General features: G+C 44.1%; 20 protein-coding genes and 1 pseudogene. 14 read left to right on the top strand and 7 right to left on the bottom strand.

From position 1 onward, the window contains the following. The first annotated feature begins 100 nt into the window (after positions 1-100). Both QMK20_RS25595 and QMK20_RS25590 read left to right on the top strand, forming a co-directional pair. Complete coding sequence (locus QMK20_RS25595; protein ID WP_283653829.1) at positions 101-1,357, top strand: L-lactate MFS transporter; 1,257 nt, start codon at positions 101-103, stop codon at positions 1,355-1,357. 55 nt (positions 1,358-1,412) lie between these two features. Beyond that, a complete protein-coding gene (locus tag QMK20_RS25590; RefSeq protein ID WP_283653828.1) occupies positions 1,413-3,362 on the top strand; it encodes an oxidoreductase in 1,950 nt (649 codons plus the stop codon). 172 nt (positions 3,363-3,534) lie between these two features. Here the strand turns inward: QMK20_RS25590 and QMK20_RS25585 are convergent, their stop codons facing one another. Continuing rightward, positions 3,535-5,070, bottom strand: a complete 1,536-nt coding sequence (locus QMK20_RS25585; RefSeq protein ID WP_283653827.1) for a family 43 glycosylhydrolase — start codon at positions 5,068-5,070, stop codon at positions 3,535-3,537. A 358-nt stretch (positions 5,071-5,428) separates the two neighbouring features. Here QMK20_RS25585 and hmpA point away from each other — a divergent pair, with 358 nt between their 5' ends. Further along, on the top strand, positions 5,429-6,658 hold the full coding sequence (hmpA, locus tag QMK20_RS25580) for an NO-inducible flavohemoprotein (RefSeq protein WP_283653826.1): 1,230 nt from the start codon (positions 5,429-5,431) through the stop codon (positions 6,656-6,658). Between the two features lie 101 nt (positions 6,659-6,759). Here the strand turns inward: hmpA and serS are convergent, their stop codons facing one another. From serS to QMK20_RS25565, 3 genes are all read right to left on the bottom strand, one after another. Next, the gene (serS, locus tag QMK20_RS25575) at positions 6,760-8,061 is read right to left on the bottom strand and encodes a serine--tRNA ligase (protein WP_283653825.1); all 1,302 of its coding nucleotides are present in this window, start codon (positions 8,059-8,061) and stop codon (positions 6,760-6,762) included. Between the two features lie 298 nt (positions 8,062-8,359). Further along, a complete protein-coding gene (locus tag QMK20_RS25570) occupies positions 8,360-8,806 on the bottom strand; it encodes an AbrB/MazE/SpoVT family DNA-binding domain-containing protein (protein WP_283653824.1) in 447 nt (148 codons plus the stop codon). Positions 8,807-8,841: 35 nt separating this feature from the next. Next, entirely contained in the window at positions 8,842-9,273 is a 432-nt protein-coding gene (locus QMK20_RS25565) for an AbrB/MazE/SpoVT family DNA-binding domain-containing protein (RefSeq protein WP_283653823.1), read from the bottom strand. A gap of 179 nt (positions 9,274-9,452) precedes the next feature. Between QMK20_RS25565 and QMK20_RS25560 the strand changes: the two genes are divergently transcribed. The 3 genes from QMK20_RS25560 (at position 9,453) to QMK20_RS25550 (ending at position 12,586) form a co-directional block, all read left to right on the top strand. Continuing rightward, the gene (locus tag QMK20_RS25560; protein WP_283653822.1) at positions 9,453-10,835 is read left to right on the top strand and encodes a helix-turn-helix domain-containing protein; all 1,383 of its coding nucleotides are present in this window, start codon (positions 9,453-9,455) and stop codon (positions 10,833-10,835) included. A 228-nt stretch (positions 10,836-11,063) separates the two neighbouring features. Continuing rightward, entirely contained in the window at positions 11,064-11,243 is a 180-nt protein-coding gene (locus QMK20_RS25555; RefSeq protein WP_044644219.1) for an aspartyl-phosphate phosphatase Spo0E family protein, read from the top strand. A 611-nt stretch (positions 11,244-11,854) separates the two neighbouring features. Continuing rightward, positions 11,855-12,586 (top strand): hypothetical protein, encoded by a 732-nt coding sequence (locus tag QMK20_RS25550; RefSeq protein ID WP_283653821.1) that lies wholly within the window; start codon positions 11,855-11,857, stop codon positions 12,584-12,586. Between the two features lie 30 nt (positions 12,587-12,616). Here the strand turns inward: QMK20_RS25550 and QMK20_RS25545 are convergent, their stop codons facing one another. Then, the gene (locus tag QMK20_RS25545) at positions 12,617-12,838 is read right to left on the bottom strand and encodes a hypothetical protein (protein WP_283653820.1); all 222 of its coding nucleotides are present in this window, start codon (positions 12,836-12,838) and stop codon (positions 12,617-12,619) included. A 766-nt stretch (positions 12,839-13,604) separates the two neighbouring features. On the opposite strand from QMK20_RS25545, the gene QMK20_RS25540 reads away from it, so the two are divergent. Both QMK20_RS25540 and QMK20_RS25535 read left to right on the top strand, forming a co-directional pair. Next, positions 13,605-14,123, top strand: coding sequence for a hypothetical protein (locus QMK20_RS25540; protein WP_283653819.1), 519 nt, complete (start codon positions 13,605-13,607; stop codon positions 14,121-14,123). A gap of 557 nt (positions 14,124-14,680) precedes the next feature. Beyond that, positions 14,681-15,124 carry a hypothetical protein gene (locus tag QMK20_RS25535; protein ID WP_137060791.1) on the top strand — a complete coding sequence of 148 codons (444 nt, stop codon included), beginning with the start codon at positions 14,681-14,683 and terminating at the stop codon, positions 15,122-15,124. A 68-nt stretch (positions 15,125-15,192) separates the two neighbouring features. Here QMK20_RS25535 and QMK20_RS25530 read toward each other — a convergent pair whose 3' ends face one another. Beyond that, positions 15,193-15,651, bottom strand: coding sequence for a DUF5301 domain-containing protein (locus QMK20_RS25530; RefSeq protein WP_283653818.1), 459 nt, complete (start codon positions 15,649-15,651; stop codon positions 15,193-15,195). A 284-nt stretch (positions 15,652-15,935) separates the two neighbouring features. On the opposite strand from QMK20_RS25530, the gene QMK20_RS25525 reads away from it, so the two are divergent. From QMK20_RS25525 to QMK20_RS25500, 6 genes and pseudogenes are all read left to right on the top strand, one after another. Further along, the gene (locus tag QMK20_RS25525) at positions 15,936-18,488 is read left to right on the top strand and encodes a DUF2339 domain-containing protein (RefSeq protein ID WP_283653817.1); all 2,553 of its coding nucleotides are present in this window, start codon (positions 15,936-15,938) and stop codon (positions 18,486-18,488) included. A 162-nt stretch (positions 18,489-18,650) separates the two neighbouring features. Further along, on the top strand, positions 18,651-20,000 hold the full coding sequence (locus tag QMK20_RS25520; RefSeq protein ID WP_283653816.1) for a sodium-dependent transporter: 1,350 nt from the start codon (positions 18,651-18,653) through the stop codon (positions 19,998-20,000). 273 nt (positions 20,001-20,273) lie between these two features. Next, positions 20,274-22,228 (top strand): annotated as a pseudogene (locus QMK20_RS25515) (acyltransferase family protein). A gap of 359 nt (positions 22,229-22,587) precedes the next feature. Next, entirely contained in the window at positions 22,588-23,544 is a 957-nt protein-coding gene (locus QMK20_RS25510) for a polysaccharide deacetylase family protein (protein WP_283653815.1), read from the top strand. 115 nt (positions 23,545-23,659) lie between these two features. Then, positions 23,660-24,043 carry an AbrB/MazE/SpoVT family DNA-binding domain-containing protein gene (locus QMK20_RS25505; protein WP_044644231.1) on the top strand — a complete coding sequence of 128 codons (384 nt, stop codon included), beginning with the start codon at positions 23,660-23,662 and terminating at the stop codon, positions 24,041-24,043. Beyond that, the gene (locus QMK20_RS25500) at positions 24,044-24,340 is read left to right on the top strand and encodes a type II toxin-antitoxin system RelE/ParE family toxin (RefSeq protein WP_044644232.1); all 297 of its coding nucleotides are present in this window, start codon (positions 24,044-24,046) and stop codon (positions 24,338-24,340) included. Between the two features lie 99 nt (positions 24,341-24,439). Here the strand turns inward: QMK20_RS25500 and QMK20_RS25495 are convergent, their stop codons facing one another. After that, positions 24,440-25,567, bottom strand: coding sequence for a glycoside hydrolase family 88/105 protein (locus QMK20_RS25495; protein WP_283653814.1), 1,128 nt, complete (start codon positions 25,565-25,567; stop codon positions 24,440-24,442). Positions 25,568-25,591 lie beyond the last annotated feature (24 nt).

Below are 25,591 nucleotides of genomic sequence, written 5' to 3'. Positions count from 1 at the left end.
CATACATGTTTCTGTTGATATATTCGAAAGTGCATGTTAATATTAATTCGAAATATGTGAATGATTTCACAATACAACGACGAGGGAGAAGAAGATCTTAGTGGAACTTACAAAAAAGAGATGGATTATTCTGATTGCAAGCTGCTTTATTAATCTGTGTATTGGATCAATTTACGCGTGGAGTGTATTTTCTGCCCCAATGGCAGAATATTTGAGCAGCGTCACAGGACTTAGTTTAACACCGGGGAATTTGGCTATAGCATTTACGATTACAAATTCGGTAGGTCCTATCACGATGATTTCAGGTGGCTGGATTAATGATCGGTTCGGGCCCAAGAAAGTGATCTTTGTAGGGGGCTTGCTGTTTGGAGGCGGTATGATTTTATCAGGATTTGCAACATCTGTAGGTTACCTGGTATTGGCTTACGGTATCATACTCGGCCTAGGAACGGGAATGGTTTACGGATGCACAATTAGCAACTCTATTAAGTTTTTCCCTGACAAAAGAGGATTAGTTGGCGGTATAACAACGGCTGCTTATGGAATAAGCTCAGTTATTATACCTCCTATTGCCAATAGTTTAATCAGTAGGTCTGGTGTGACATCAGCATTCATTATCATCGGTATAGCATTTCTTATTATTGTATGTGCTGCTTCTTTCTTCATTGAGAAATGTCCATCTGATTTTGTCCCTGCAGGATGGACACCCAAGACTGTAAATGTTGGCCGTTCTATTCAGAACGACAAAGACTGGAAAGGCATGCTCTCAAGCCCTCTGTTTTATATCATGATCTTGTTATTAATGTGTGGTGCTTTTGCCGGACTCATGTGTACATCACAAGCTTCTCCTATAGCTCAGAAAATGATTGGTATGTCTGCGGCAGCCGCTACGACAGTTGTTTCCGTATTGGCATTGTTTAACACGGGCGGACGAATCGTTGCAGGCTATATTTCGGACAAAATCGGTCGAATCAATACCCTGGCTTTTTCTTCTGTCTTTTCGGTCATAGGACTCACATTGCTTTATTTTTCAGGCGAAGGTAGTGTGTTGACATTCTATATTGGTATTTCAGTTATTGGTTTATGCTTTGGTGCACTGATGGGGGTATTTCCTGGATTTACTGCCGATCAGTTTGGTGTGAGAAATAATAGTGTGAATTATGGAATTATGTTTATTGGATTTGCAACAGCAGGATACTTTGGCCCATCCATTATGAGTCATGTTTACAGCACAGACAGTAGCTATCAGAGAGCTTTTGTCATTGCGGCCGTACTTGGCATAACCGGACTTGTTCTAACATTTGTATATAAGTTGGCTGCCCGAAAAAATCAGAAGATGTCTGTAGGTAAGAATTAGGGATATATCCATTAAATGTAATAAAGTAATAAATACAGATAAGGAGAATGAAATCATGCAAAGAAAATATCCAAACCTATGTAAACCAATCACGATTGGAAATGTGACCTTCAGAAATAGAATGTTTGGCTCTCCTATGGGAGGTACAGATATTACAGCTGACTGCACTATTGGACCGAAATCTACAGCTTTTTATGAATTAAGAGCCAAAGGCGGTGCTGCGTCAGTCACGGTCAGTGAAGTTGTGGTTCATCCCGAAACGGAAGCTTCCCATATGTACCATCTGGATCTGGGGACAGTAGATTCCCTTGCTAGTTTTACCTATACTGCAGACGCTATTCGCCGTCACGGGGCAATTGCCAGTGTGGAATTATCTCATTCTGGACAGTATGCAGGAACTTATCTGACTGACAAAAATAAGAAACAAGGACTTGCTCAGTGGGGACCCAGCCCCGGAGTACGCCCGGACGGCAGAGAAGTAAAGGAACTTTCGCAAGAACTAATTGATGATATCGTAGCAGCTTATGGTAGATGTGCTGGACTTGCCAAGAGAGCAGGTTATGAAATGATTATGGTCCATGGCGGACATGGATGGTTGATTAATCAGTTTTTTTCTCCTTATTTCAACCGCAGAACAGACAAGTATGGCGGATCTTTGGAAAACAGGGTGCGTTTTGCACAGGAGGTTCTGGACAGTGTCCGTGAAGCGGTGGGCTCTGGCTTCCCAATCGAGTTTAGAATGAGTGGCTCGGAGTTGTTTGAAGGCGGCTATGACCTGACAGAAGGTATAGAAATTGCTAAATTAATCGAATCAAGAATCGATTTGCTCCATGTATCTGCTGGAACTTATCAGACAGGCTTTGGTATCACACATCCTTCGATGTTCTTGCCTCATGGAAGTAATGTTTATCTTGCAGCAGAGATTAAGAAGCATGTAAGTGTTCCGGTTGCAACGGTCGGCGGATTAAATGACCCGGCTCAAATGGAAGAAATCATTGCCAGCGGTCAGGCGGATGTTGTTGAAATGGCTCGCGCATTACTGGCTGATCCAGAGCTTCCAAAAAAGGTGATGAGTAACCGCGACGAGGACATTATTAAATGTCTGAGATGCTTCACCTGTATGGCTGAACGTGCAGAAACATCCACAAGACGCTGTACGGTTAACCCATTAATTGGTCGTGAAATGGATGGAACAGAAATATATCCTTCCCCTAATCCACGTAAGGTTCTAGTAGCCGGCGGAGGCCCAGGCGGACTTTATGCAGCTCTTACTGCAGCTAAACGGGGACATAAAGTCATTCTATGTGAGAAGTCTGACGAGGTAGGGGGTATTTTGAGGGGAGAACAGGCGATTCCTTTTAAATATGAGATGTATGAGTTAGGTGTTACTCTCGGAAAACTGGCGAAAGACGCTGGCGTTGAGATTCGTTTGAATACACCTGTTACTAAAGATTATGCGGAGAAAGAAAATGTGGATGCGTTAATTATAGCGGTTGGTTCCGCACCGCTTGTTCCTCCGATTCCTGGATTGAATGGTGATAACGTAGTCATTGTGAATGACTACTACCTGGAGAAGGACAGGGTCAGCGATAGCGTAGTCGTATTGGGAGGAGGTCTGGCAGGCTGTGAAGCAGCCATTCACTTTGCCCAGGAAGGTAAGACTGTTCATCTGGTAGAGATGAGAGCAGAGCTGGCTCCGGATGCTAATATTAGACATCGTCCCATTATGCTAAAAGAAATCGAAAAAAATAACATTCAAGTTCATTTAGGATTTAAAGGGCTATGTGTTACACAAGAAGGTGTTGTTTGCGCTGATCCCAATGGTGAAGAACATCTTGTTCCAGGCACTTCAGTCATTTGTGCGCTTGGACAACGAGCTAGAAGAAACGTAGTAGATGAGTTAATAGATTGTGCACCTTATGTTTCACAAATCGGAGATTGTGTGAAGGCATCTACGATCACGACTGCAATATATCAAGGATATCATGCAGCGCTTGATATCTAATGATCTGCGACTCACTATCACCACCTGGCCTGGGACGCTTCTGGAAGTTTAAGAGAGGCATTCGAACATAGCGGTTCAACAACAATCGCACAACTCCTGCAAATGAGTACAACATTGCGCAAGAGTTGTGCGATATTTTTTTAGGTTTAAGCAATATTCCAGATGCGAACGGTTAATTACCAAGCAACCTTACTTCATGCACCGTCGGGGTGTACCAGTTGTTCGGGTTATTAAATAACACCGCATTGACGAGATTAATTCGTACATAGCGTGCCTGGAAGTTAACCTTGTCACTGGTAAATCCATACGCAGTATTACCAGTGCGGTCAATGGTGGAATAGTTAACTCCATCCGCGCTGTATTCAATTTTATATTTGTAATACGCTTCAGATCCTTTGTACATAAACCAGGAAATATCCACTTCGCTGATCGTCTTCGTGCTGCCAAGATCAACCTGCCACCAAGCGGGCCAGGATGCAGATGCAGCCTTCCATGAGGTTTGGGCATTACCGTCATTCGCCAGCGAAGCCGGAGAGCCGGATGCGGCTGAGTTAGCAGTCGCCGTTTTGCCTTGCGCGTGATTCACAAGCGAAGGCAGAATCACGTTGCCTGCCGCGGCATCCAGATCCCAACTGCTGTACCAGTTCAGCGTTGCCGTTTTGCTGGAGTCATTCAGGGTCAGCGGTAGCCATATAAACTTGTGGTCGCTCAGATTGAGTGGATTCCAACGGTCGCCCATATAGATGTAGCTTGTTCCTGCGTTGCCTGTAATGGTGGCGATGGAGTGAATCTGCGAGCCGTAGGCTGCGGGGTCACCGAAGGGTGAAAGCGCAGACCAGCTTCCCGTCATGGAGCTGGCGGTTGCATAAGCACCCTGATTCGGATACCAGCCGGATGCCTGCGAGGTAAACAGGTAGTAGGTGTTGTTCTTTTTCACAACAGCAGGGGCTTCACGGTAGCCATTCTCGAAAATCCAACCCACAAACGATTGCACGCCCGTATAATCGTCGGTCAGCTTGAAGATCGCCATCGTATCGTTGGCGCCGCCATTTTTGCGGGAAGCGGTAACGAGGTAGCCGCTACCGTCGGTATCCGTGAATACGGTCATATCGCGGGATTCATAATTCAGTGGGCGGAAGCTGCCTTGGTAGGCAAAAGTCCCGTCTGGTGTATCGCTGGTAGCGACAGCTACGCGGCCCAGCGAATAATCGGTGCCATTTTCATAATGCGCCCATAGCACGTATTTTCCGGTTGCTTGGTTATAAATGACCTTGGGACGCTCGATTTTGCTGGAATTCAGCTCAGGGGCGGAATCCTTGCTGAGAATAGTGCTGCGGAAGGACCAATTTTTCAGGTCGGTTGAGGTATATACGTTCACTTTTTCAAATTTCCAGTTCTCGGCATGCTCGCCGTACCAATAATAAGTGGAGCCTACCTTTAGAATATTGCCGCTGTTGGCCTGAATCGGATTACCTGCGGTATCCTTCCAATCCGTTCCGTTTGTAATAGCTGTGCTTGCTGCTGCGTTCAGCGATAGTGCTGCATCAGCATGAATGGTATCCAAACCATTCAGCGCTTCGACTCCATAGGTTGCATGGGTCACACCTGTCGTATCGGCATGCACTGCATTCGGTTGAAGCCCTGTACCGACCACTGCAAGTATGATGCATATCCATGCGCCCAGCCATTTGCTATTGATTAACTTCACGATATCATCTGCCTCCCTTAATGCGGATAGGATGACCAGAACAGCTTGTCCGGCACCTCATCTTCGATTTTATCTTAATTGGAAGCGTTTACAAGTGGAATAAATTGAAGTTTTTAGAATGGTGAAACTGCCGTAAAGGGGAAAGGTCATTGCTTATATTCTGAAACGTTTACGATTGTGCGTTTTGTCATTGACATGTTCACAAATTATTTCAAATTTAAAGTGACTGCAATCACACAGGCAACGATTTCTCGTCGGTATACTTGGCTGTACTTAGGTGGTGTACAAAGGGTGGCATGTTACGGAAGCGCCTTTTGCCTTTTGTTCACCTTATTTTAAAGAGAAGAGGGATGCTAGGATGCTGAGCGAGCAAACCATTGCAACGATCAAATCGACCGTACCTGTTTTAGAAGTACACGGAACTACAATCACCAAACGCTTTTACCAGATGATGTTTGAGGCTCATCCTGAGCTTCTCAATATATTCAATCACGCGAATCAGAAGCAAGGACGTCAACAGGGGGCGCTTGCCAATGCGGTATATGCGGCTGCACAGCACATTGACCGTCTGGAGGAAATCCTTCCGGTGGTGCGTCAGATTGCACACAAGCATCGCAGTTTGGGAATTCAACCAGAGCATTATCCCATCGTCGGAAAATATCTGCTTGCCGCGATCAAGGATGTGCTGGGTGAAGCGGCTACAGACGAGATCATCGCCGCATGGGCCGAGGCCTATGGTGTGATCGCTAATGTATTTATAGACGTGGAAGCTGAAATGTACAAGGAGGCGGAACAGCAGCAGGGAGGCTGGCCAGACTTTAAGAGCTTTGTTGTGCAGAATAAGGTCAAGGAAAGCGATCAAATTACGTCCTTTTATCTGGTGGCGCAGGATGGACAGGAGCTGCCTGCATTCGAGCCTGGGCAATATATCAGCCTACAGGTGAATATTCCGGGTGAACATAATACCCACATTCGTCAATACAGTCTTTCGGATGCACCGGGACAACCTCACTACCGGATATCCGTAAAGCGCGAGGATGCCGTAGAGTTCCGTCCGGCAGGTAAAGTATCCGTGTATCTGCATGAGCAGGTGCAGGCGGGCGATGTACTACAGGTATCTGCACCAGCTGGCGATTTTACGCTGGATCGGACAGATCGCAGACCTGTCGTGCTGATCAGCGGTGGGGTCGGGCTAACCCCGATGGTCAGTATGCTGGCTTCCTTGGTGAAGTCTGCCCCGGATCGCCCCGTCACCTTTGTCCATGCAGCAGTCAATGGGGATAACCATGCTCTGCGTAATGAGGTGGAAAAGCTGGTCGCCACACATGCACAGGCCGCAGTCCGGTGGTGTTACAGCAGACCAACGGAGCAGGATCGGCTGGCGCAGGCTTTTCACAAGGAAGGCCGTTTAGATCTGGCCTGGTTGCAATCTGTGCTACCGGAACGTAACGCACAGTATTACTTTTGCGGTCCTGAAGCGTTCATGCAATCGGTGTATGGTCTGTTGAAGGAATGGAATATTCCTGCTTCGGATATCCACTATGAATTTTTTGGCCCTGCCAGTGCGTGGGAAGCAGAAGCGAAGTAAGACGTTTAAAAAGACGAAGGATAGCTTCCTTCGTCTTTTGTTGATCATCACGTTTGGAGTTTATATTAATGCTGTTCGTGTTACTTAAATGCTGTTAATCCTCAGACTGTTTCGTCCTGACCGGGAGGTCGCAGAAACGCTGCTTGCTGCGGCATATACTGGCGTAAAGCCTCCGGAATACGGATCGAGCCGTCCTCTTGCTGGTGATTCTCCAGCAGTGGAATCAAAATACGGGGTGAAGCAACTGCCGTATTGTTGAGCGTGTAGGCATATTGCAGCTTGCCGTTCGCATCCCGGTAGCGGATGTTGGAACGCCGCGCCTGAAAATCAAGCAATTGGGACGACGAATGCGTCTCGCCGTAAGCCTGTCGGCTGGGCATCCATGTCTCAATATCCACCTGCTTGTAAGTTTTTTGCGCCATATCGCCTGTACAGACGGCCATTTTGCGATAAGGCAGCTCCAGTTGTTGAAGCAGGTCTTCCGCATTGCGCGTAATCTCCTGAAACATCTGCTCCGAAGCATCCAGACTGGCTTCGCAGATCACCACCTGCTCGACCTTGGCGAACTGGTGAACACGATACAGTCCGTGTACATCTCTTCCGGCCGAGCCGACCTCATTACGAAAGCATATCGACACGGCTGCCAACCGGATGGGGTCCGTAACGTCCACGATTTCACCGCTGTAATACGAGACAAGCGGGACCTCCGAGGTACCGACGAGCCATTGATCCTCTCCTGCGATACGGTACGTCTGATCCACCCCGAGCGGGAAGAAGCCAGTGCTGTGCATCGCCTCGGCGCGTACCATCAGCGGAACGTCCAGCAGCTGGAAGCCCCGTTCGGTCAGCAGGTCCACTGCAAGTTGCTGTACTGCCCGGTGCAACGTGACTCCGGCTCCTGTCAGGTAGTAGTTCCGGGTTCCGGCTGTTTTGACGCCACGAGTAACGTCGATCAGGCTGTGAAGCTGACCGAGCGCCATATGATCGCGTGGCTCGAATCCCAAATCGGGAACCGTACCGATCCGCTCCAGTTCTACATTATCCTCATCCGATCTGCCCCGTGGTGTATCTGGCGAAACGATATTAGGAACCAGAAGCATGAGCTGTTGAAACTGCTCCTCCACTTCCCGCTGTGGAGCTTCCAGACGGTCTAACTGTCCGTTAATTTCTTTGACCCGCCGCTTGGTTTCTTCCGCCTGATCGCTCTTCCCGGCATGAATCAATGCACCAATATCCTGACTACATTGATTCCGCGTTTGACGGAGTTGCTCCACTTCCTGAAGCAACTGCTTTCTCCGGTTATCCAGGGTGAGCAGCTCTGCAACCGAGACCTGTATTCCTTTTCCATTTGCTGCTGCCTGAACCTGTTCCTGATGTTCTCTGATCCACTTGATATCCAACATGACACCGCACTCCTTTTCGGATAAAAATACAAAAAGCGCCCTCATCCACATGGGACGAGGAGCGCTCTGATCTCGCGGTGCCACCCAAATTGACCGAACAGCATGACAGATGTCATGACTCTCCAATCCACTTTGCTCCGCTATAACGGGCGGGTGTCCGGTTTACTTAGGAATACATGTTCATCTTGTACACTCATGTATGTTCCTTGGCGTAAACGCCTCCGAGTTGGATGCTCTTCACGGGCGTAATGTCGTTTGCTTTTTTGTTAGTATACGGATTTTTGGCAGGTTAATCAAGCTACAACAGCTTTTTAAGCTGCGATATACGGCCTTGTGACACGCCAAGCCATTGTGCATATTCGCCCTGCTTGGCATGGGGATGTTCATGTACCATTTTTCTTAGACGCTCGACTAATCGTTGTGATGATTGGTTGACTCTCTTTCCTTTGTACGCAGGTTTCTTAACCATCGGAACAGGAGTGCGACTAACGCCTATATTGCCTTTTAGCTCTTGTATACAGGTTTTACATAAAAGTGAATTTCTAAAATAGGTCAGATCTTCGACAGCATTACATAGGTTACAGGCGACCCCGATATACTTTCGCATACTCAAAAAACCGGTTTCAATATCCATATAAAATTCTAAAGGATCGCCAACATCGATACCCATAGACATCCGCATTTCTTTAGGAATAACGATTCGGCCTAACTGATCTAAAGAGCGAGTCATACCTGTATTCTTCATATGATATCCTCCTTCTTCATCTGTCTTGGCAAAGCTCATTCCTCCAGTTGGGCACTTGCCTGATCGAACACTTGTTGTATGAGCTGGCTTATGCGAGCTTCTGAGATACCCAACATGCCAGCATATTGCTGTTGTGTAGCATGTGGATGGCTTTCATATAGATCTAAAAGAAGTTGGGCCATGATCTCTTTGGGCTGAAAGACTTGTACACGCATAGATACGGTCTTGAGCATATAGTTGCAATTTTTACATATGAGAGAGCCTTTGAAACCACTTAATTCTTCAGTAGAGAGACAAAAATGACAAGACTGCCCGTAGTATCTTTGTAGTAATAGCGTACCCGTCTTTTCATCTGCAAAAAATTCAATAGAATGACCGTGAAAAATATCGCATGTATACAGGATTTCCTTGGGAATGACTAAGCGCCCTGTAGGGTCTAAGTTTTTTGTCATTTTTACATGAGGCATTGCCAAAAGACCTCCTATTACCAAGATAAAAAGCAATAAAATAGAAGCATTTATTCTTATTCCAAAATGTGGTATTATCAGGAGTAGTCGAAACTTTCATCATATTATAAGTTTCCAAAATATATTTTTTAAAAAAATGTGTATCATATTAAAGTTCACGCTGAAAGGGTGGTTTATTTATGGAAATCACACCCAAGATTAGAGCAGAATTAGAAAGATACCTAAAACAAGCAGGCTTGAGCATGACCGAGTTTGGACACATTGCTGGCATGAATCCGGGCACAGTAAGCGGTATTATAACGGGCAATCGTACCATTTCGGTGCACCAATTGGATCGCATTACGTTAGGAATGAATTTACCAACAGACCATTTCTATGAAAGATATATTGAAGAAAGTGTGATAGATGCACCGCTGAACTGGAGAAGAATTAGCCCGTTCTTGTACCGCTGTGTGCAGTTTCAGCGCGTAGACTGTTTGCAAAAAGTAGTAAGTGTGCTGCTGGATGATCTGGGCTATCTTCCTTATCTCTTTGCATTAGCAGAGGATTGTTATGAACAAGATTATCGGGAAGCAGCGGCTTACCTATACGAGAACATCGCCGAGGGCGAAAAACAGCAGCATTCGGAACGACTTGCGATCTGCCACTATCGCTTGTTCACCATTGCGATCGGAAAGGATCAAAATCGCAATATGGACGCCGCCGCCAAATTCGAATCGTTTGTCCATCGTTTGCATGAAGCCGACCAACTGGATGCGCTGAAAGATTTAGCGAATGTGTACAGAGCATTGAGTCAGTGGGACAAGGTATATAAGTATGCAAAGCAAATGGGACAATTAGGACAGGTTCAATATGATTTGGTTCACAACTCCAAGCGTAAAGGAAAAGAGTCGCAGAAAAAACCAAGTAAGCCGCTTTTTACCTACATAGCCTATTCCGAACTAATGTGTGCTAATGCTTGCGATGCGAAAGGAGATCATAAACATGCACTAGAACATCTTCAGGGCTATACCGATCTAAGTTGGGTAAAGGAGCAGGACCCCGATTCGCTTTATTGGAAGGGGCAATATCAGCAATGGGCGAAAATTAATACTTACGTGAACAAGCTGATGTCGGGAGATGTGAGTGTCTTGCCGGATTACGTAGAGTATATGGCAGGCGAAAAATATATTTTCAACGAACTCTTAAACGTCATTGAAGCAGCTAATCAGTACAATATTAATGTTGATCATATCCTCAAGCGCTTTGAACCCCAAATTGCCGCGTATCAGGAGCCATCCCCTGCTGATATTAAGCAACAATTTTTGCCACAGCAGTATGCACGGTTTTGGTACAAGATGGCCAAGTATAGCCTTAATAAAGGAAGATATTCATATGGTTTCGAGTGCCTTTTAGTCGCTTGGGAAAAAGCTCTTACAATTAATAATCAACTGATTATCTCAAATTGTGCACGATTATTTGATCGTTTTAGTGTGAATGCTGTCTTTGAAGCAGGAAAAAAACTTCAAAAAATGTGGAAAGAAAATGATCAAAAAGATGGTTTTGTTCTTGACAGCAATTAGCTTTGTACTGGTACTCGTACTACCAGTTCAGGCTAAAGATCCTATCCTGGGCACATTTAAACCTAAGAACACATTGGTGGAGCTTGATCCGAGCACTATTTCATTACCATTGACCAGCCTAGCTGCTGGTCTTTTTTTGCTATATTTTGTTGATTTTTGATTGCTAAAATAGCAATCCATATTTCCACATTCCAACCTAAAATGAGATTCATTAGGAGGGAATGCGCTATGAATACAGATGAAACGTTAAATCAACAGTTGGAAGATGCCCGGCAACGATTGCATGATCTGTACAAACAGTATGGTTTCGGACATGCCTGTGTGCTTGAACAGTCTATGTTTTTGGATGAACTGATTAATCAGTACAACCGTATGTTTCAGACCAAGAAGCTGACCCAACTGATATAACCAAACATCCTCATGCTTTCAAAGCCACATCACCTACATTGTTTTTCTTGCCTTAGCATGACGCCTGGTTTCGTTCAAGTAAATAAAACAGATACTGTTTATGCAAAACTATCCCTCCTCTCATCTAACTAATATAATCATTCTATATAATGGCTTTTTTAAAAGAAAAATACATTACCATGTCATAAAATGTAATTAATTTCTTGAGGTATGGGTAAGAATCGATGCACATATTAATTTCAAAAACCAACCAATGACCCATAAAACCTATCCTTTGGCCTAAAGGAAATGGCAATGCAAGCTTGTTAAGAGCTTTGTAAGGTTAGCTATCTAGGAGGGGGGATTCATTTATAGGGAATTCTTGAATTTTGTGGTAGGAAAATAGAAGTTTTGTGATACAATAATTATTGTAATTATTACCATTGATTAAAAAATATAATAATATTGAAATATTTTATGGTGTGATTTCATATGCAATTTTCTTCACTTTACTTTTGCTCGATTACATAAGATTACATACTTACATGTTTATTAGCGTTGTTAGTCGCTTTTTTTGTGAGTTTCTATGCAAAAGAAGTTTCTATAAAATAATATTATTTGGAGGGATTTCTTTGAAAAAGAAAAGTTTTGCGTTGATTGCTCTATCAGTAGCTCTATTTTCTGTTCCTGTTGTATCTGTTGCAAATGCTGAGGTAACTAATTCTAATATTGCTGTTAGTGAGTCAGCTACTTCACAGCCCAAAGTAGTTAAAGCCTACATAACTACAGATAGTGGTTTGGAAGAAATTTCGTTAAATGAGTATCAAAAACTTCTTTCTCAAGAACAGCCACAGACAGTCACAGCTCAAGTTTATGATGGCGAAAATAGGATTAGTCCAATGGCTGATACTGGCCTTGACTTTGTTTCTAAGCGTAAATTAATCCAGTCCTTATACTATCCTAGTCAATTACAAGTAGCTATGAAAAGCGATGTAACTGACTATATTAAAAATAAAAGCAAAACTACCACAGTAACCCAAACGGTAGGTTGGTCAAAAAGTTATACGTGGAGTGCGAATATGACCGTTTCCACTAAATGGAATGACGCAGTAACTTCAGTTCTAGGAGGTGGCTGGTCAACTACTGACTCCTATACTTATACTAGTTCTCTAACTGTTAAGCCTGGATATCAAGCGAAACTACAATTTACCCCTTTTTATAAAGTAGTTACAGGAGACCTAGTTGGTTATAATTATGTGGATACGGTATTAGAGCGCATCCGTAATGTTACCATCAAAACCCCTGTTAAACTTGCGGGTGGTAAAGTACAAGGTGTAATCACTGTAGTAGAAACAAAGCTATAGTAATTAATTGATAATGTAAAAGAAGAAGGACTAGTCCTTCTTCTTTTTTTTAAAATATTCATATTCACTTACAGCTAAGTAAGCTACTCCAATAATCAAAGCTATTACGGCAAAAACTTTTAGAGAATCAAACGTTACATTATAATTAGGATTTAACGTTCCGGCTCCTATAATTGATGCACAAAGATAATAAGAAGAATACAACATAGCAGATATAAAACAAAATATAGTTCCTGTCGCGGCCCTATTCATTGTCATCACCCTTTATAATTTTATGTAATAAATCCAAAAAATATAAACATGATTATTATAATCCAAAAGGTTGCGCACATCAACTTTTGGAGATTGTCAATATTCATCACTTCTCTTACCCCTCCCAGTCATCCTGACAGAATCAAAACGAAGGATGGATTGTTTGTAAAAAAACTTCAGTCAAAATGAAGTAGTTTATGGTCAGTCAACAGATGAGGAAACGCAAGAGAGGATCATCTGCAAGAAAAAAGATGGAACCTTGCTATTACGGGAGACCAAAGCTGGTAAAAAAGAAGCCGTGTTGCAAACTTTTAGTGAAACCATGCTCACCTACAAAATCTAATCATTAAAATTTACACTCATTTCAAAAAATAAGAAAGCTAATTTTAAGTGACATGCAGAAAGCCTAAAATCTGTGACGACTCTTCCCTTCTTCTGTGAAAATCTAACCGCTCAGATCTGAGCTATACCCGTTGTTCTATTTCTCTGGACGACCTACTTTTTTCATCATGATCCTTCCAATAAGAATAAATACAAAGAACAATTAAGATCAGTGGAAATAAGTAAAAAGCATCATTAAATCCTGCGGAATGGGTGACTCTTAAATAGTATAAAAAGTCAAAACATAGACATGCTTGATATTAAAGCAATGGTACCGCTTAGGGAATACATGTATCTCTCTCCTTTATGAAGTGTGATAAAACGCCTGTAAAACAGATGTGAATGTTATCATTATAATGTAAATATATGACCAGAAGGGAATATCATGAAAAAAATAGCGATTATTATTGCTGCTTTACTGCTTTTTGTTGTAGGTACACCTAACATTTACGCAGCACAAAATGATGTAGCAGTACCTCATCCTGATAAGATTTCGGCGAATACATCCACTAAGGTGACCCGAGATACTGGTACAACAACTACTGGTGACCATGTCATAACTCCTCAGAGCGTGGGGAATTCTTTTAACTTTACTGTAGGGGGAAGTGCAACTGCACCAGGTAGCTTCGAGGTTCCTAAGGGGTTTGGGCATGTTAAATTGCGCATTAGAAATTATGCTAATGCCCCGGTTGATTTTACTGTACAGCACAACGATTCTGGTAAAGTGTATGTTGACGGCAAGACAATCAGCAAAAACAGTGAAACAGTTTGGAGAAGTACTGATGCGGGATTTTCGGACGGTTTGCGTTCTGGACGATATACAATTCAGTTCCGGGGCGGTACAAACAAAGTTAATGTGGAAATTTGGGGCGTAGCCGGTTCATTGCCTTCGGACGCAAAATAATAACTGACCTAAACAAAGAAAGCTCTGGGCCTCAGGTCTGGAGCTTCTTTGCGTTTTTTCTTAGGGTTCACGTTGTAGTTTGAGAAAACAGGCTTAGGAAGATGTATCAACCAATGTATAAGCTTTATATTGAAGATTTAACTGAATCTTAAGTAGCTCAGCAATTACACATTAGTCAACAGGCGGTGAGCAAATGGAAGAAAAATGCTCCAGGAACTATCTCAGACAGTGGACTTTTAAGATTAATACAAATAGTTCAGAAAAAGGACAGCCAAGCTATGCTACAGCTCATTGATATCTCTTAAAAAACGATATTTTGCATGTAAGTAAATTTATTTACTTGCCACAAGAAGATGCCATTTCCCAGATTATCGTTGAATTTTTAGAGTACATTCAGTTAAACCAACTGGAATAGAAACTTTTAAATAAAAAAGTATGAATGAATTGTAAAAATGCTTCTTTTTTTCCCTATATAACGAGAAGCAAATAAAAGCGCGCAGCTTTCTCTAGCCAGTCTGATTAGACAAAAAAACTTTAATTAAAAGGAGATAATTATTATGGCATTTACAAAAGAATACACTGCTAGTATCGTTTTGAATTTGGATCAGGTCAGACAAATGCAAAGAGCACAACGAAATGTTTATGATAAGGGTCTTGTAGAGCAAAATACTAATGCTTTGGCCATTGCGTTAAGTACTTCGCTGTCTGTTATTGGAGCTATGTTTTTTAAATACACTGCACCTAGTTTGGCAGCAGGCATAGCTTCTCTCCTGGTGGGTATGATTCCTAGTGAAAAAGAAGCTCTCAAAAGTATGGTTATTAATGGTTACTGGGAAATGGGGTATCTCCAAGACTTTTTGGAGGACAATCAAGGGAGATATGATTTGATTGAAGTTAAATTCCCATTTATTGAATACGAAACACAGGGAATCAGATTCATTACCGGTAAAGGTGTAGTGACGCGAGTGCATTCCACCAGCGGTGGATGGATGCTTCTTTAATAGTCATAGAAAAGATAATCGCTTGTCTTTATCTAAGACAAGCGGTTATCTTTTCCTCCAACCAAAATTTATTCGAAAAATTTTTGCATTAATTTTCCATTATACCCGCTAATAATCTCATATGAAACAACGCTATTTTTAGGAACGGCCGAATTGTATTGATAGACTACTAAATTTTTTCCTCCCAATATGGTTAATCCAAGTTTCCTTTCTTGTTTTGATCTAATAGTGATCCAGTACAAGTCGGACAAGGGTGTACTTGAATTGGATTTTTTTAGCTGTAATTGCGAAAATACATTTATGATTTGATTAATTGATTTAGGGTCTGACACGGTTATTTTTTTTTCATTTGCAGAATTATCATCTGATTTAATAATTTCAATTGTGTCAATGTCCCCTAAATTTACTTGTCCCAAAGCTGCTTCTTTAAAAGATATAGTCGTTTTAGATGTAAAAATGGCTCCTGCAACGACTATTACTACTAGAAGTATTATGGAACTTAGAATGTATTTTTTTTGTATTTTCATAAAGTCCTCCTTATGAATCATATGTACATAATATACCATAAATATAAAAAAATTACCATAACAGCCTTTAGGCCCTTCCATACTGGATTCGTCTCCAACTCCTTCAAGCCCGTTGCCGTTTTTTTCGTGTAGTCTTCCCCGACAAACATATAACCCGGGTTTCGTTTTTGCGAAGGGGGGGATAGGCCTTAGCCAAGCTCAAAATGGGCTATAGTCTCTATAATGCTTTTTTAATTTCATGTAAAATGTAATGATTACCAAAATGGGCAGCGATGGAGGGAAACATGAAGGATTTGAAAGATCGTTTACATATGATCCGCCAAGAGCAGAGCAAGCTGCTTAAGGAATACCAGACGTTAATTGCGGACTACGAAGCCTCGGATGTCATTCTGGAGAATGAGGTGCTACGGAAGAAATTTGAGGATGTTCAGGCCCGCTGCCTTCGCCTGGAAGAGCGGGTACAACAGATCGAGCAGGAAAATGGAAAGCTGCGCACGGCGCTGACGGAGCAAATGCTGAGCGAGAAGGCAAATATGATCCGCATCTCGCACGAAAAGCTGGAAACCTATTTTGCTTCCAGAACAGCAGAAGGGACGAACCGATTGACTGCCTTTGAGTACGGGGCTAAAAATCGTGTAGACCAGCTTATTCAGCAAAGCACTCATGAGCTTAAAGAGGATCAGGAGGAGATCGTGGCTAGATTGCGGAAGTTCTCGGAGGAGATCCGTGAGCGGATCATGGAGCAACGCCGACGTTTCCAAGAGGCTGAGCAAAATCTGCTTCATCATACGGCGAACGGGCTGGACCAGCTTCAAGAAGAAGAAATCAGCGAAGAAACGATGCAGAAGCGTATGAAGCAGAATCAGTTCGAAATGAAGCTGGGCTTGAACTGGATCAACAAGCTGGGGATTTTGCTCATTATTTTAGGTGTAGGAGCTGCCTTTAAATATTCATATTCCAACTGGTTTACAGGAAATATGAAGGGCGTGGCCTTCTTTCTGTTAGGAGCGCTGATGCTGGGTGGCGGCGAGTGGTTGTACCGCAAACAGAAGCAGACCTTTGCGCTCGGGATATTGGGCGGCGGTATTTCGGTGCTGTACGGGTCGATTTTTTACAGCTACTTTTTACTCGAAATTATAGGAATGTATACAGGCATTGGCCTATCCGTGCTGGTGACGGTGACCGCTGTGCTGTTGTCGTTAAGGTATGAATCCCGAACGATTTGTTCTTTTGGATTGGTAGGGGGATATCTCCCGTTGTTTTCCTACATGGCGGCGAACGGGCTGGAAGGGAACTCGGTTTACATCGCCATGGGCTACCTGTTCCTGCTGAACCTGCTGATTCTGCTTGTATCCTTCCGCAAACGCTGGGTCGTCGTGCAATATATCAGTTTTCTGCTGAATACACCCCTGATGATTGTACTGGTATGGTTGTCGGATAGCACGACTGCAAGCATGTTGTATGCAGTTATTACATTTGCAATGTACCTCGGGATGACGCTCTGGGTGCCGTTCCGATTAAAAGAAAAGCTATCCTGGCTGGATTTCTCCCTGCTGGCTCTGAACACAGTCGTAAGCTGTACCGTTCTGTACTCTCTGTTCGACGATGCAGGCCTGGATGATTACAAAGGCTTGCTGGCACTCGTCTTTTGCCTGGTGTATGGGGGCTTGGCGCAATGGGTCAGCAGATTTATTCCGGAAGAGAAACAGACAAAGGTATTGTTTTATGCCACCTCCTTGACCTTCGCCATTCTAATGATTCCGTTCCAGTTTGGAGTCAAATGGCTGTCGATGGGCTGGCTAATCGAGGCCGTTCTCCTGACGTTGTATGGCAACCGTTATCGGTTGAAGGAATTGGAGCGAGCTGGCTGGGGCATTCTATTACTATGTCTGGGGGCGTTCTTTTTCGTCGATTTCCCTATATATCTGCTGTCGGGATTTGAGAAGGATTATTTTGGCCTCAAATACACGCTTATTACGCTGGGGATGCTGATCGTTACCGTCTTTTATGCGATTCAGTTCGGTCGTCCAGATGCATTCAAAAACATTCGTCTGTACGAGATGCGTATCATGCAGGGTTTTAAATATGTGACGCTGGTGAATGTATATGGTTATTTGCTGTATGAAGCCGGGCATTGGTATAACATCATCGTACCCGAAGGATTCACACACTATTCCTTTTACAAAGCGCTGCTGTACACCTGTGTATCGCTGGTTTTGGCTTACTCCTTACCTAAAGTGAAGCTGCTGTATGATCAGGTGATTAAATACTACAGCTTGGCGTTGTATGGCATCGGCTATGCGTTGGGGCTGCTGGTTACCGTGGCCATTCCAACCTTGCATGACAATTATGCGCAAAATACGGCTGCCGATTATGTGGCGCTGGTGGTGCTGGCTGTCTTCAATGTCCTGGTATTTTTCAGCAGCAAGGATTTCCTGAACGCACTGATGACCCGACATTATCGAAGCACGGAGCTGTATCCCGTTATCATGGGCGTATATTTGCTGGGTGTGATTACCGCATTCCTCGGGGTTCAGTTCCGTCTGGGAGATGCCGGGCTTGTATTCAGCTTGGTGTATCTGTTGCTGGCCATTTTGTATATTGTCTACGGTTTCCGCAAACGGGTTGTCTACATTCGCAGATTTGGTCTGGGATTGACTTTGTTATCGACAGGCAAGCTGCTGCTGTATGACCTGCATCTGTTAACGACAGGAAGCACCATCGTAGCTTACTTCTCTTTTGGTGTGGTATTATTGGCGATTTCGTATATTTATCAAAAAGTATCGAATCGCATGGGAGAGACCATTATAAAGAAGGATGTTGAAGGAAAAATGTAGTTTTTTGTAGGATTATATAGATATCCGACAATATGAAAATAAATTCGATAATAGTGAAAAATATTGTATGTCCTTACATCCTACTTACGCTATAATGAGTAAAAATTATTTATGTACGCATGCTTATGTTTATGCGGAAGTAGAGAGAATGAGGGGGATACAATGAGTTTGAGCAAGGGGCAGAACAGCCTGAACGATAAAAATGAACGCTTCTCGTCGGCCGGATTCATATTGGCAGCGATCGGGAGTGCGGCAGGACTCGGCAACATTTGGAAATTTCCATATATTACTGGACAGTATGGTGGGGCGGCATTTTTCATGCTGTTTATCGTCTGTCTGTTGCTTGTAGGTTTACCTGTATTGCTGGCTGAGCTGGCGCTTGGTCGAGCTGGCCGGGGTAGTGCTGCTTCTGCTATGGTCAAAGTAGGCGGTCATCCGATTTGGGGTAAATTAAGCATCATGTATGTTATTATCCCGTTTGTCATTTTGTCGTTCTACAGTATCGTAGGGGGCTGGACGCTCCATTATGCTATACAGGCATTCACCGGAAAATTGTTCTCCAATAACGATTTTGCCGGACAATTCGCCGCATTCTCTTCGGGCTACGCACCACTGGCATGGCTGTTGATTGTTTTTGCCATTTGTGCAGTTGTCGTTATTTTGGGTGTATCCAACGGGATTGAAAAATTCAATAAAATCCTCATTCCTGCCAAAGTCATTCTATTGCTCGTCTTGATGGTGAATGCTCTGTTGCTGCCAGGTTCTGGCGCAGGTGTAGCTTTCTTTTTGAACCCTGATTTTTCTAAGCTCACTATAGAATCAGCATTGGTTGCTTTGGGACATGCCTTCTTCTCACTATCTCTGGGGATGGGAATCATGGTAACGTATGGTGCGTATGTGGATCGCCGCCAATCGCTGGGTACGGCTGCGTTGGCCATTGGAGGAGGCGACTTGATCTATGCGTTTATCGCAGGTATGATCATTTTCCCAACTACCTTTTCTTTCGGTATTAACCCGGCTCAAGGACCGTCTTTGGTCTTTATCGCATTGCCAGCAGCGTTTTCCGCTATGCCTTTCGGTTCGTTTTTCGGCGGTTTGTTCTTTGTACTGCTGGCGGTTGCAGCCATCGGCTCGATGGTATCTCTGTTGGAGGTGCCTGTCGCCTATGTGATGGAACGTTTCCGTTGGAGTCGTGTCCGCTCAGTTATCATTATTTCCATCCTGTGTCTGTTGATGGGTGTTCCATCCGCATTGTCTATGGGGCTGGTGCCGGAACTGAAGGTCGGAGGCAAGTCATTCTTTGACTTTGTAGATTTCACGGCATCCAACATCTTCTTGCCACTCGGTGGCCTGATGGTCGTTATCTTTGCAGGGTACTATTGGAAAAATGCAGCAGAGCAAGCGAACCTCAAGCCTGCATGGTTCCGAATCTGGCTGTTTGCCCTTCGGTATGTTGCACCGATCCTGATGTTGCTGGTATTCCTGCATACCTCAGGCATCATCAAATTTTAAGCTAAAATCATCAAAAAGGCATTTTCTTCCCAAGGGAAGAGATGCCTTTTTTTGTATATCTATCAGTGGTTACCTAACTGTGGAAAGGAGTGATATAATAAAAACATTGTCATTAATTTTAACTTCATTGAAATCATTACGAATATGAAGTTTTATATAATGAACGAAAAGGCTACAGGGCATCGAACCAAAACGATGTGCAGGAGAGGGAAAGGGCAGAAGAGCATTGAAACAGACAGGGAGCTTGAATTTGCATGAAGGATGGCGGCTGAAATGAAGTCTAATCCGTTGCCATCACAACGTCGTTATATGCCGGGACTGGACGGGTTAAGAGCGCTGGCGGTCATCGCAGTCATTGTGTATCATCTGAATCCGGATTGGTTGCCGGGAGGCTTGTTGGGTGTAGGCGTTTTTTTTACGTTATCGGGGTATTTAATCACGGATATTCTGGTAAGTCAGTGGGATACATATCATAGTTTTAAAATGAAAGATTTCTGGTTGCGTCGGGCCAGAAGGCTGCTGCCTGCCATGCTGACGGTTGTAGCCGTCATTGTCCTGTGCTCGTTGCTTTTCGATCCGTCACGGCTCACGGCCTTGCGCGGAGATGTACCTGCTGCATTGGTATATATGAGTAACTGGTGGTTTATTTTTCATCAGGTATCGTATTTTGAAAGCTTTGGACCACCTTCGCCGCTCGGACATCTGTGGTCGCTGGCGGTGGAGGAACAATTCTATATCCTGTGGCCGTTAATGCTGGCGCTTGGGCTGAAATATATGCCCAAGCGTATTGTGCTCGCAGGCTGGGTAACTTGCCTGGCGTTGATCTCCGCGCTGCTGATGGCAGTAATTTACGTGCCCGGAACTGATCCCAGCCGGGTGTATTATGGCACGGATACACGCGGATTCGCCCTGCTGATCGGTGCGGCGCTGGCTTTGGTATGGCCGAGCGGCAAGCTGAAAGGGCAAGCGTCTGCCAAGGCGCGCTTGTTCCTGGATGGTATTGGGGCTGTAAGCTTGCTGCTGCTGTGTCACTGGGCATGGGCCTCGAATGAATATGACCCGTCTTTGTATCGGGGGGCTTGCTGGGCATAGCTTTGGTCACTGCTATTGTGGTCGCAGCGTTAGCACATCCGGTGAGCCATCTCGGAAAGCTGCTTGGACTCAAGCCGCTGCGCTGGATCGGCGCACGTTCCTACGGGCTATATCTGTGGCATGTTCCGGTTATCACCCTGACGACACCGCAGGTGGATACCGAGGGTGTGCATGTGCTGCGAATCATTTTACAACTGTTAGCAACCATATTACTTGCGTCTCTCTCATATAAATATATCGAGGAGCCGATCCGGCACGGAGGGTTTCGCCACTGGATCGCGGGCATCCGTACAGCGGTTCGCAGACAGGCACGCTGGAGATGGATGCCTGCAACCGCAGCATCTGTGCTTTTTATAGGAGTTTTTGTGGGCACCATTCACCTCTACGTGACGCCTACTGGCGTAATCACGCAGGCAGCGGCGAACGATGGGATTCTAAGCGGGAAGACAGTGCCGCCGCTTCACGGAACTGTATCCGTGGCTTCGAAGGAGCCGAAAGCCAAACCACAAGTATCCGGGGGCAGCAAGGTGCAGGACGCAGTTAAGGTCCAAGCTCAAACCCAAGCGCCAAAGAATGCGGAGACTAAGGCTGGCACTACGGATGGGGCTAAGGTTCAGTCGGATACTTCGACCCAACAGCAACAGGCAACGCCTAGTGCAGATGTTGGCGCAGGTGTGACCGCAATTGGCGATTCTGTCATGCTGGATGTGCAGGCATACATTCAGCAAGCTTTTCCAGACGCGGTTGTAGACGGACGGATCGGTCGGCAGATGGCGGAAGCGCCTGCCGTGCTGGAGCAGTTGAGGCAGAACGGACAGCTAGGGAAGACAGTCATTATTGAGCTGGGCACAAACGGTGCCTTTACCAAGGGCCAATTGACCGATTTGCTCGGCAGTCTGAAGGATGCGAAGCGTATTATCCTCGTGAATACTCGTGTCCCACGTCCGTGGGAGAGCATCGTGAACAGGCATCTTGCCGAAGCGGCAGCCCAGGATGAACGGATTACGATGATCGACTGGTACGGAGCCAGCTCTGGCAAAAACTCGTATTTTGAACCCGACGGAGTTCATTTGAAGCCCAAAGGCGCCAAAGCCTATGCATCTTTGTTGGCTCAGGTTTTGACAAAGCAATCTTAAATAGCAATCGTTGTCAAGTAGCTGTGATGCGCAAATATCACGGCTCCTTTTTGTTTTATTGAGCTATTTCAGTTGGTTTCCTCTATCTTAAATATGAATTGTTATTTATATTTTCGTCATAACTATTCTAATTTTAGAAATCGGGTAGTGAAGCGGGTTTTCGTTGGTGTGACAAGGATCGACGGAATATGACAATTTTCAGGGAATTCCACTTGTGATTTTTGAAGCCTGAAGGGTAACAACTCTTTGCTATTTGGCTACAATTTTTCAATTTTCATTCTACTTATTTATGGTAAGGTTACCTAGACGAACATGCCTGATTTCGGGAAATATTAATTGTGGTGGGGGTACATAAGCTAATGGAAAAGAGTTACACACATAGCAGGACAAGAGAGCATCGCTTGAAGAGGAACAAAAGAAGAATCATATTCATTGCTATTTTATTATTCGTGATCGGCTGTATTACGCTCATTGTGCTAAAGGTTTCAGATAGCAAACCACCAGCCCAAACACTGGAGCAAGTAAAAAAAACAGATGCCGTATCCAATGACAAATCAAAAGGTAAAGCAAATGCCGAATCGAATGGTAAAGTTGCTTCACAAAAAGACGATGCCGGAATTGAAGATGGTGCCTTTGTTGAGAAATATTTAAACCAACAAATGCTGGGGCAGAAGCCTGATGGAGCCGACGGTAAAAAAGTAGCTTATTTATCTTTTGATGATGGGCCATCCGTGACGGTAACACCTGAAATATTAGATATTCTGAAAAAACAGAAGGTTAAGGCGACCTTTTTTGTCGTAGGAAAGGAAGCCGATGATAATGAACATACGAAGAATATCATCAAAAGAATTGTTGCAGAAGGTCACGCTATAGGAAACCATACGTATTCACATAACTATAAGTATCTATATCCCCACAAGGCTGTAAGTACGGACAACGTTATGAAGGATATTGAAAAGAACAATCAGGTATTAAAAAGCATTCTGGGACCGGACTTCTCGACAAGAATGATTCGATTCCCGGGAGGCCACATGACGTGGAAGAAAAAAGATCCAAAAGGTATGGCCGCATTAGATGCAGCTTTACTTAAGAAGGATTACCACCAAGTGGATTGGAATGTATTAACTAAAGATGCAGAGGGACGACACAAAAAAGCGGCCGGACTCATAAACCAATTCATGAAGTCTGTAAAGGGTCGAGAAAAAGCCGTGATCTTAATGCATGATACCTATGGCAAGGAAGAAACTGCAAAGGCTTTACCAGTCATCATAGAATATTTGAAAAAACAGGGATATGAATTTAAGATTATGAAGTGAATATATGTTTAGACTGCTTCCTTTTCGAAAACTACTTATACTATAATTAGAGAAGTAAAGAAACAAAGAAAAATTGTTTCTCGGAATAGAATGGGTGGAAAAGGGGGAGTATACTATGGTAATAGCTAATGAGGCGGTGGAACGAGTGGAATGGAAACGTGCGCGTGTCTCGCAAAAACGCCAAGTCACAATACCTCAAAAACTGTATGAACAGGCTGGAATTAAGGATGAAGTGGAATTCGGGATCAAAGGAAATAACATCATTATTCGTCCTGTACGTGAAAATACTGCGAATGACAATTTTTCTGATCTTATCTTAGCTGATCTCATTAAGGAAGGGTACAAGGATCAGGAACTGCTTCAAAAATTCCGTGAAAGACAGGCTGAGCTTCACGGGGCTGTAAAGTCATTAATTGCTGAATCCGGAGAGGCTGCCCGTAATTTTAAATCTGGCGATGATGATACGGATGAACTATTTGGCGATGTGGTGGAGGATTAAATGCTTCCAGTCACATACTTAGGTCCTGCAAAACGATATTTTAAAAAGCTTTCTGAAAGACCGTTAAAGTCAGCCTACCTGGATGCTATTACAGCCATACGACTTGATCCCTCCATTGGAGAGCACAAAACAGGTGATCTAAGCGGAACTCTTGGCTACAATGTATTTTATAAAGGTACCAATTATGAAATTGCGTATCGGCTAGAAGAAAATGAGGAAGGCGAACTCATTGTAGTCATATTGGCCGGTTCCAGGGAAAATTTCTATGAAGAACTCAAGCGTTACTTGAAAAGCTGAAAACTTTAGATTTCAAAGAAAAAATGATAGATAACAAGAAAAGGACGAGGGCCATTGGCCCCGTCCTTTTCTATTGTAGAAGATTACATTTCGTCCGCTTTAGAGCCGTTCCGCTTCAGCCATCGCCTGAATGAAGGCTCCGATACCTTTGGGATCGTTCGTCACAATCGGCTCGCTGATATAGTAAGCGAAGGTGCCGTCCCGACGATCTTTACCGCCCAAACCGCTTACTTGCACCGTTTTATTCAGATTCACGAGTCCTTCTTCGGTAATCGTGATAAATTCATCAATAATACCTTTACGGATGATTTCTGCCTCTTGACGATAATGCTCTGGCAGATAACCTTTGCGTACGCCTTTGGCGATCGCATAGAGAATCATGCAGGAAGCGGAGGCTTCCAGATAGTTCCCCTTCAGATGGCCCAGATTGAGCACCTGATAAAAGACTCCGCTTTCCTCATCGCGTACTTCCAGCAGGGCTTCCAGTGTTTCCGTCAGCATACTTAGCAGTTCGGAACGGTCGGCGTGATCTTCCGGTATATAGTCCAGCACATCAACGAGCGCCATGACGAACCAGCCGATGGAGCGTCCCCAGAAGTTCTTGGAACAGCCTGACTGCGGATTGCACCAAGGCTGTTCACGTTTTTCATCCCAAGCGTGGTAGAGCAAGCCCGTTTCAGGATCACGTGTATGCTTGTAGCAGAGCTTGAACTGCAGGGTCACATCGCTGAATTCAGACGAATCTCCGAATTCGCGGATGAATTCCGCATAAAACGGGGCACCCATATACAAGCCGTCCAGCCAAATTTGATATGGATAAATTTGCTTATGCCAGAATGCGCCTTCATGCGTACGAGGGTGCTTCTCCAACTGACTGCGCAGATGGGCAGCCGCCTTTTTATAACGTTCATCTCCTGTGGCATGATACAGCGGGAATAACAGCTTGCCATTGTTCACGTGGTCAATATTGTATTCATCCACTTTATAGCGCTGAATAACCCCTTTTTCGTCAACAAAATGATCCATTTGTTTTTTCACATATTCCATATACTTGGGATCGCCTGTCAGTTCACCGACCGCTTCCAAGCCTTTGTAAATGACGCCGTGGTCATATTCCCATTTTTCATAAAATTCCGGACTTCGTTTAAGTACAGAGTCGCTCATTCGTACAGACCAAGGCTCTGTTTTTTTGGATGGAGATGTTGGTTGTGATGTTGGATTTGCCATGATACAGTCACCTCTTTGGTAAAT

It is taken from the genome of Paenibacillus sp. RC334 (genome assembly GCF_030034735.1).
In the GTDB taxonomy this organism is placed as follows: Bacteria; Bacillota; Bacilli; order Paenibacillales; family Paenibacillaceae; genus Paenibacillus; species Paenibacillus terrae_A.
Note: the sequence above shows the minus strand (reverse complement) of the source record. Positions and strands in the feature narration are given on the sequence as shown.

Excerpts from the sequence above, each read along its gene's own strand:
- QMK20_RS25535 (WP_137060791.1), top strand. The coding sequence starts at position 14,681 with ATGGCATTTACAAAAGAATACACTGCTAGTATCGTTTTGAATTTGGAT.
- QMK20_RS25530 (WP_283653818.1), bottom strand. The coding sequence starts at position 15,651 with ATGAAAATACAAAAAAAATACATTCTAAGTTCCATAATACTTCTAGTA.
- QMK20_RS25520 (WP_283653816.1), top strand. The coding sequence starts at position 18,651 with ATGAGTTTGAGCAAGGGGCAGAACAGCCTGAACGATAAAAATGAACGC.
- QMK20_RS25525 (WP_283653817.1), top strand. The coding sequence starts at position 15,936 with ATGAAGGATTTGAAAGATCGTTTACATATGATCCGCCAAGAGCAGAGC.
- serS (WP_283653825.1), bottom strand. The coding sequence starts at position 8,061 with ATGTTGGATATCAAGTGGATCAGAGAACATCAGGAACAGGTTCAGGCA.
- QMK20_RS25555 (WP_044644219.1), top strand. The coding sequence starts at position 11,064 with ATGAATACAGATGAAACGTTAAATCAACAGTTGGAAGATGCCCGGCAA.
- QMK20_RS25570 (WP_283653824.1), bottom strand. The coding sequence starts at position 8,806 with ATGAAGAATACAGGTATGACTCGCTCTTTAGATCAGTTAGGCCGAATC.
- QMK20_RS25545 (WP_283653820.1), bottom strand. The coding sequence starts at position 12,838 with ATGAATAGGGCCGCGACAGGAACTATATTTTGTTTTATATCTGCTATG.
- QMK20_RS25510 (WP_283653815.1), top strand. The coding sequence starts at position 22,588 with ATGGAAAAGAGTTACACACATAGCAGGACAAGAGAGCATCGCTTGAAG.
- QMK20_RS25495 (WP_283653814.1), bottom strand. The coding sequence starts at position 25,567 with ATGGCAAATCCAACATCACAACCAACATCTCCATCCAAAAAAACAGAG.
- QMK20_RS25505 (WP_044644231.1), top strand. The coding sequence starts at position 23,660 with ATGGTAATAGCTAATGAGGCGGTGGAACGAGTGGAATGGAAACGTGCG.
- QMK20_RS25540 (WP_283653819.1), top strand. The coding sequence starts at position 13,605 with ATGAAAAAAATAGCGATTATTATTGCTGCTTTACTGCTTTTTGTTGTA.
- QMK20_RS25500 (WP_044644232.1), top strand. The coding sequence starts at position 24,044 with ATGCTTCCAGTCACATACTTAGGTCCTGCAAAACGATATTTTAAAAAG.
- QMK20_RS25560 (WP_283653822.1), top strand. The coding sequence starts at position 9,453 with ATGGAAATCACACCCAAGATTAGAGCAGAATTAGAAAGATACCTAAAA.
- QMK20_RS25565 (WP_283653823.1), bottom strand. The coding sequence starts at position 9,273 with ATGCCTCATGTAAAAATGACAAAAAACTTAGACCCTACAGGGCGCTTA.
- hmpA (WP_283653826.1), top strand. The coding sequence starts at position 5,429 with ATGCTGAGCGAGCAAACCATTGCAACGATCAAATCGACCGTACCTGTT.
- QMK20_RS25590 (WP_283653828.1), top strand. The coding sequence starts at position 1,413 with ATGCAAAGAAAATATCCAAACCTATGTAAACCAATCACGATTGGAAAT.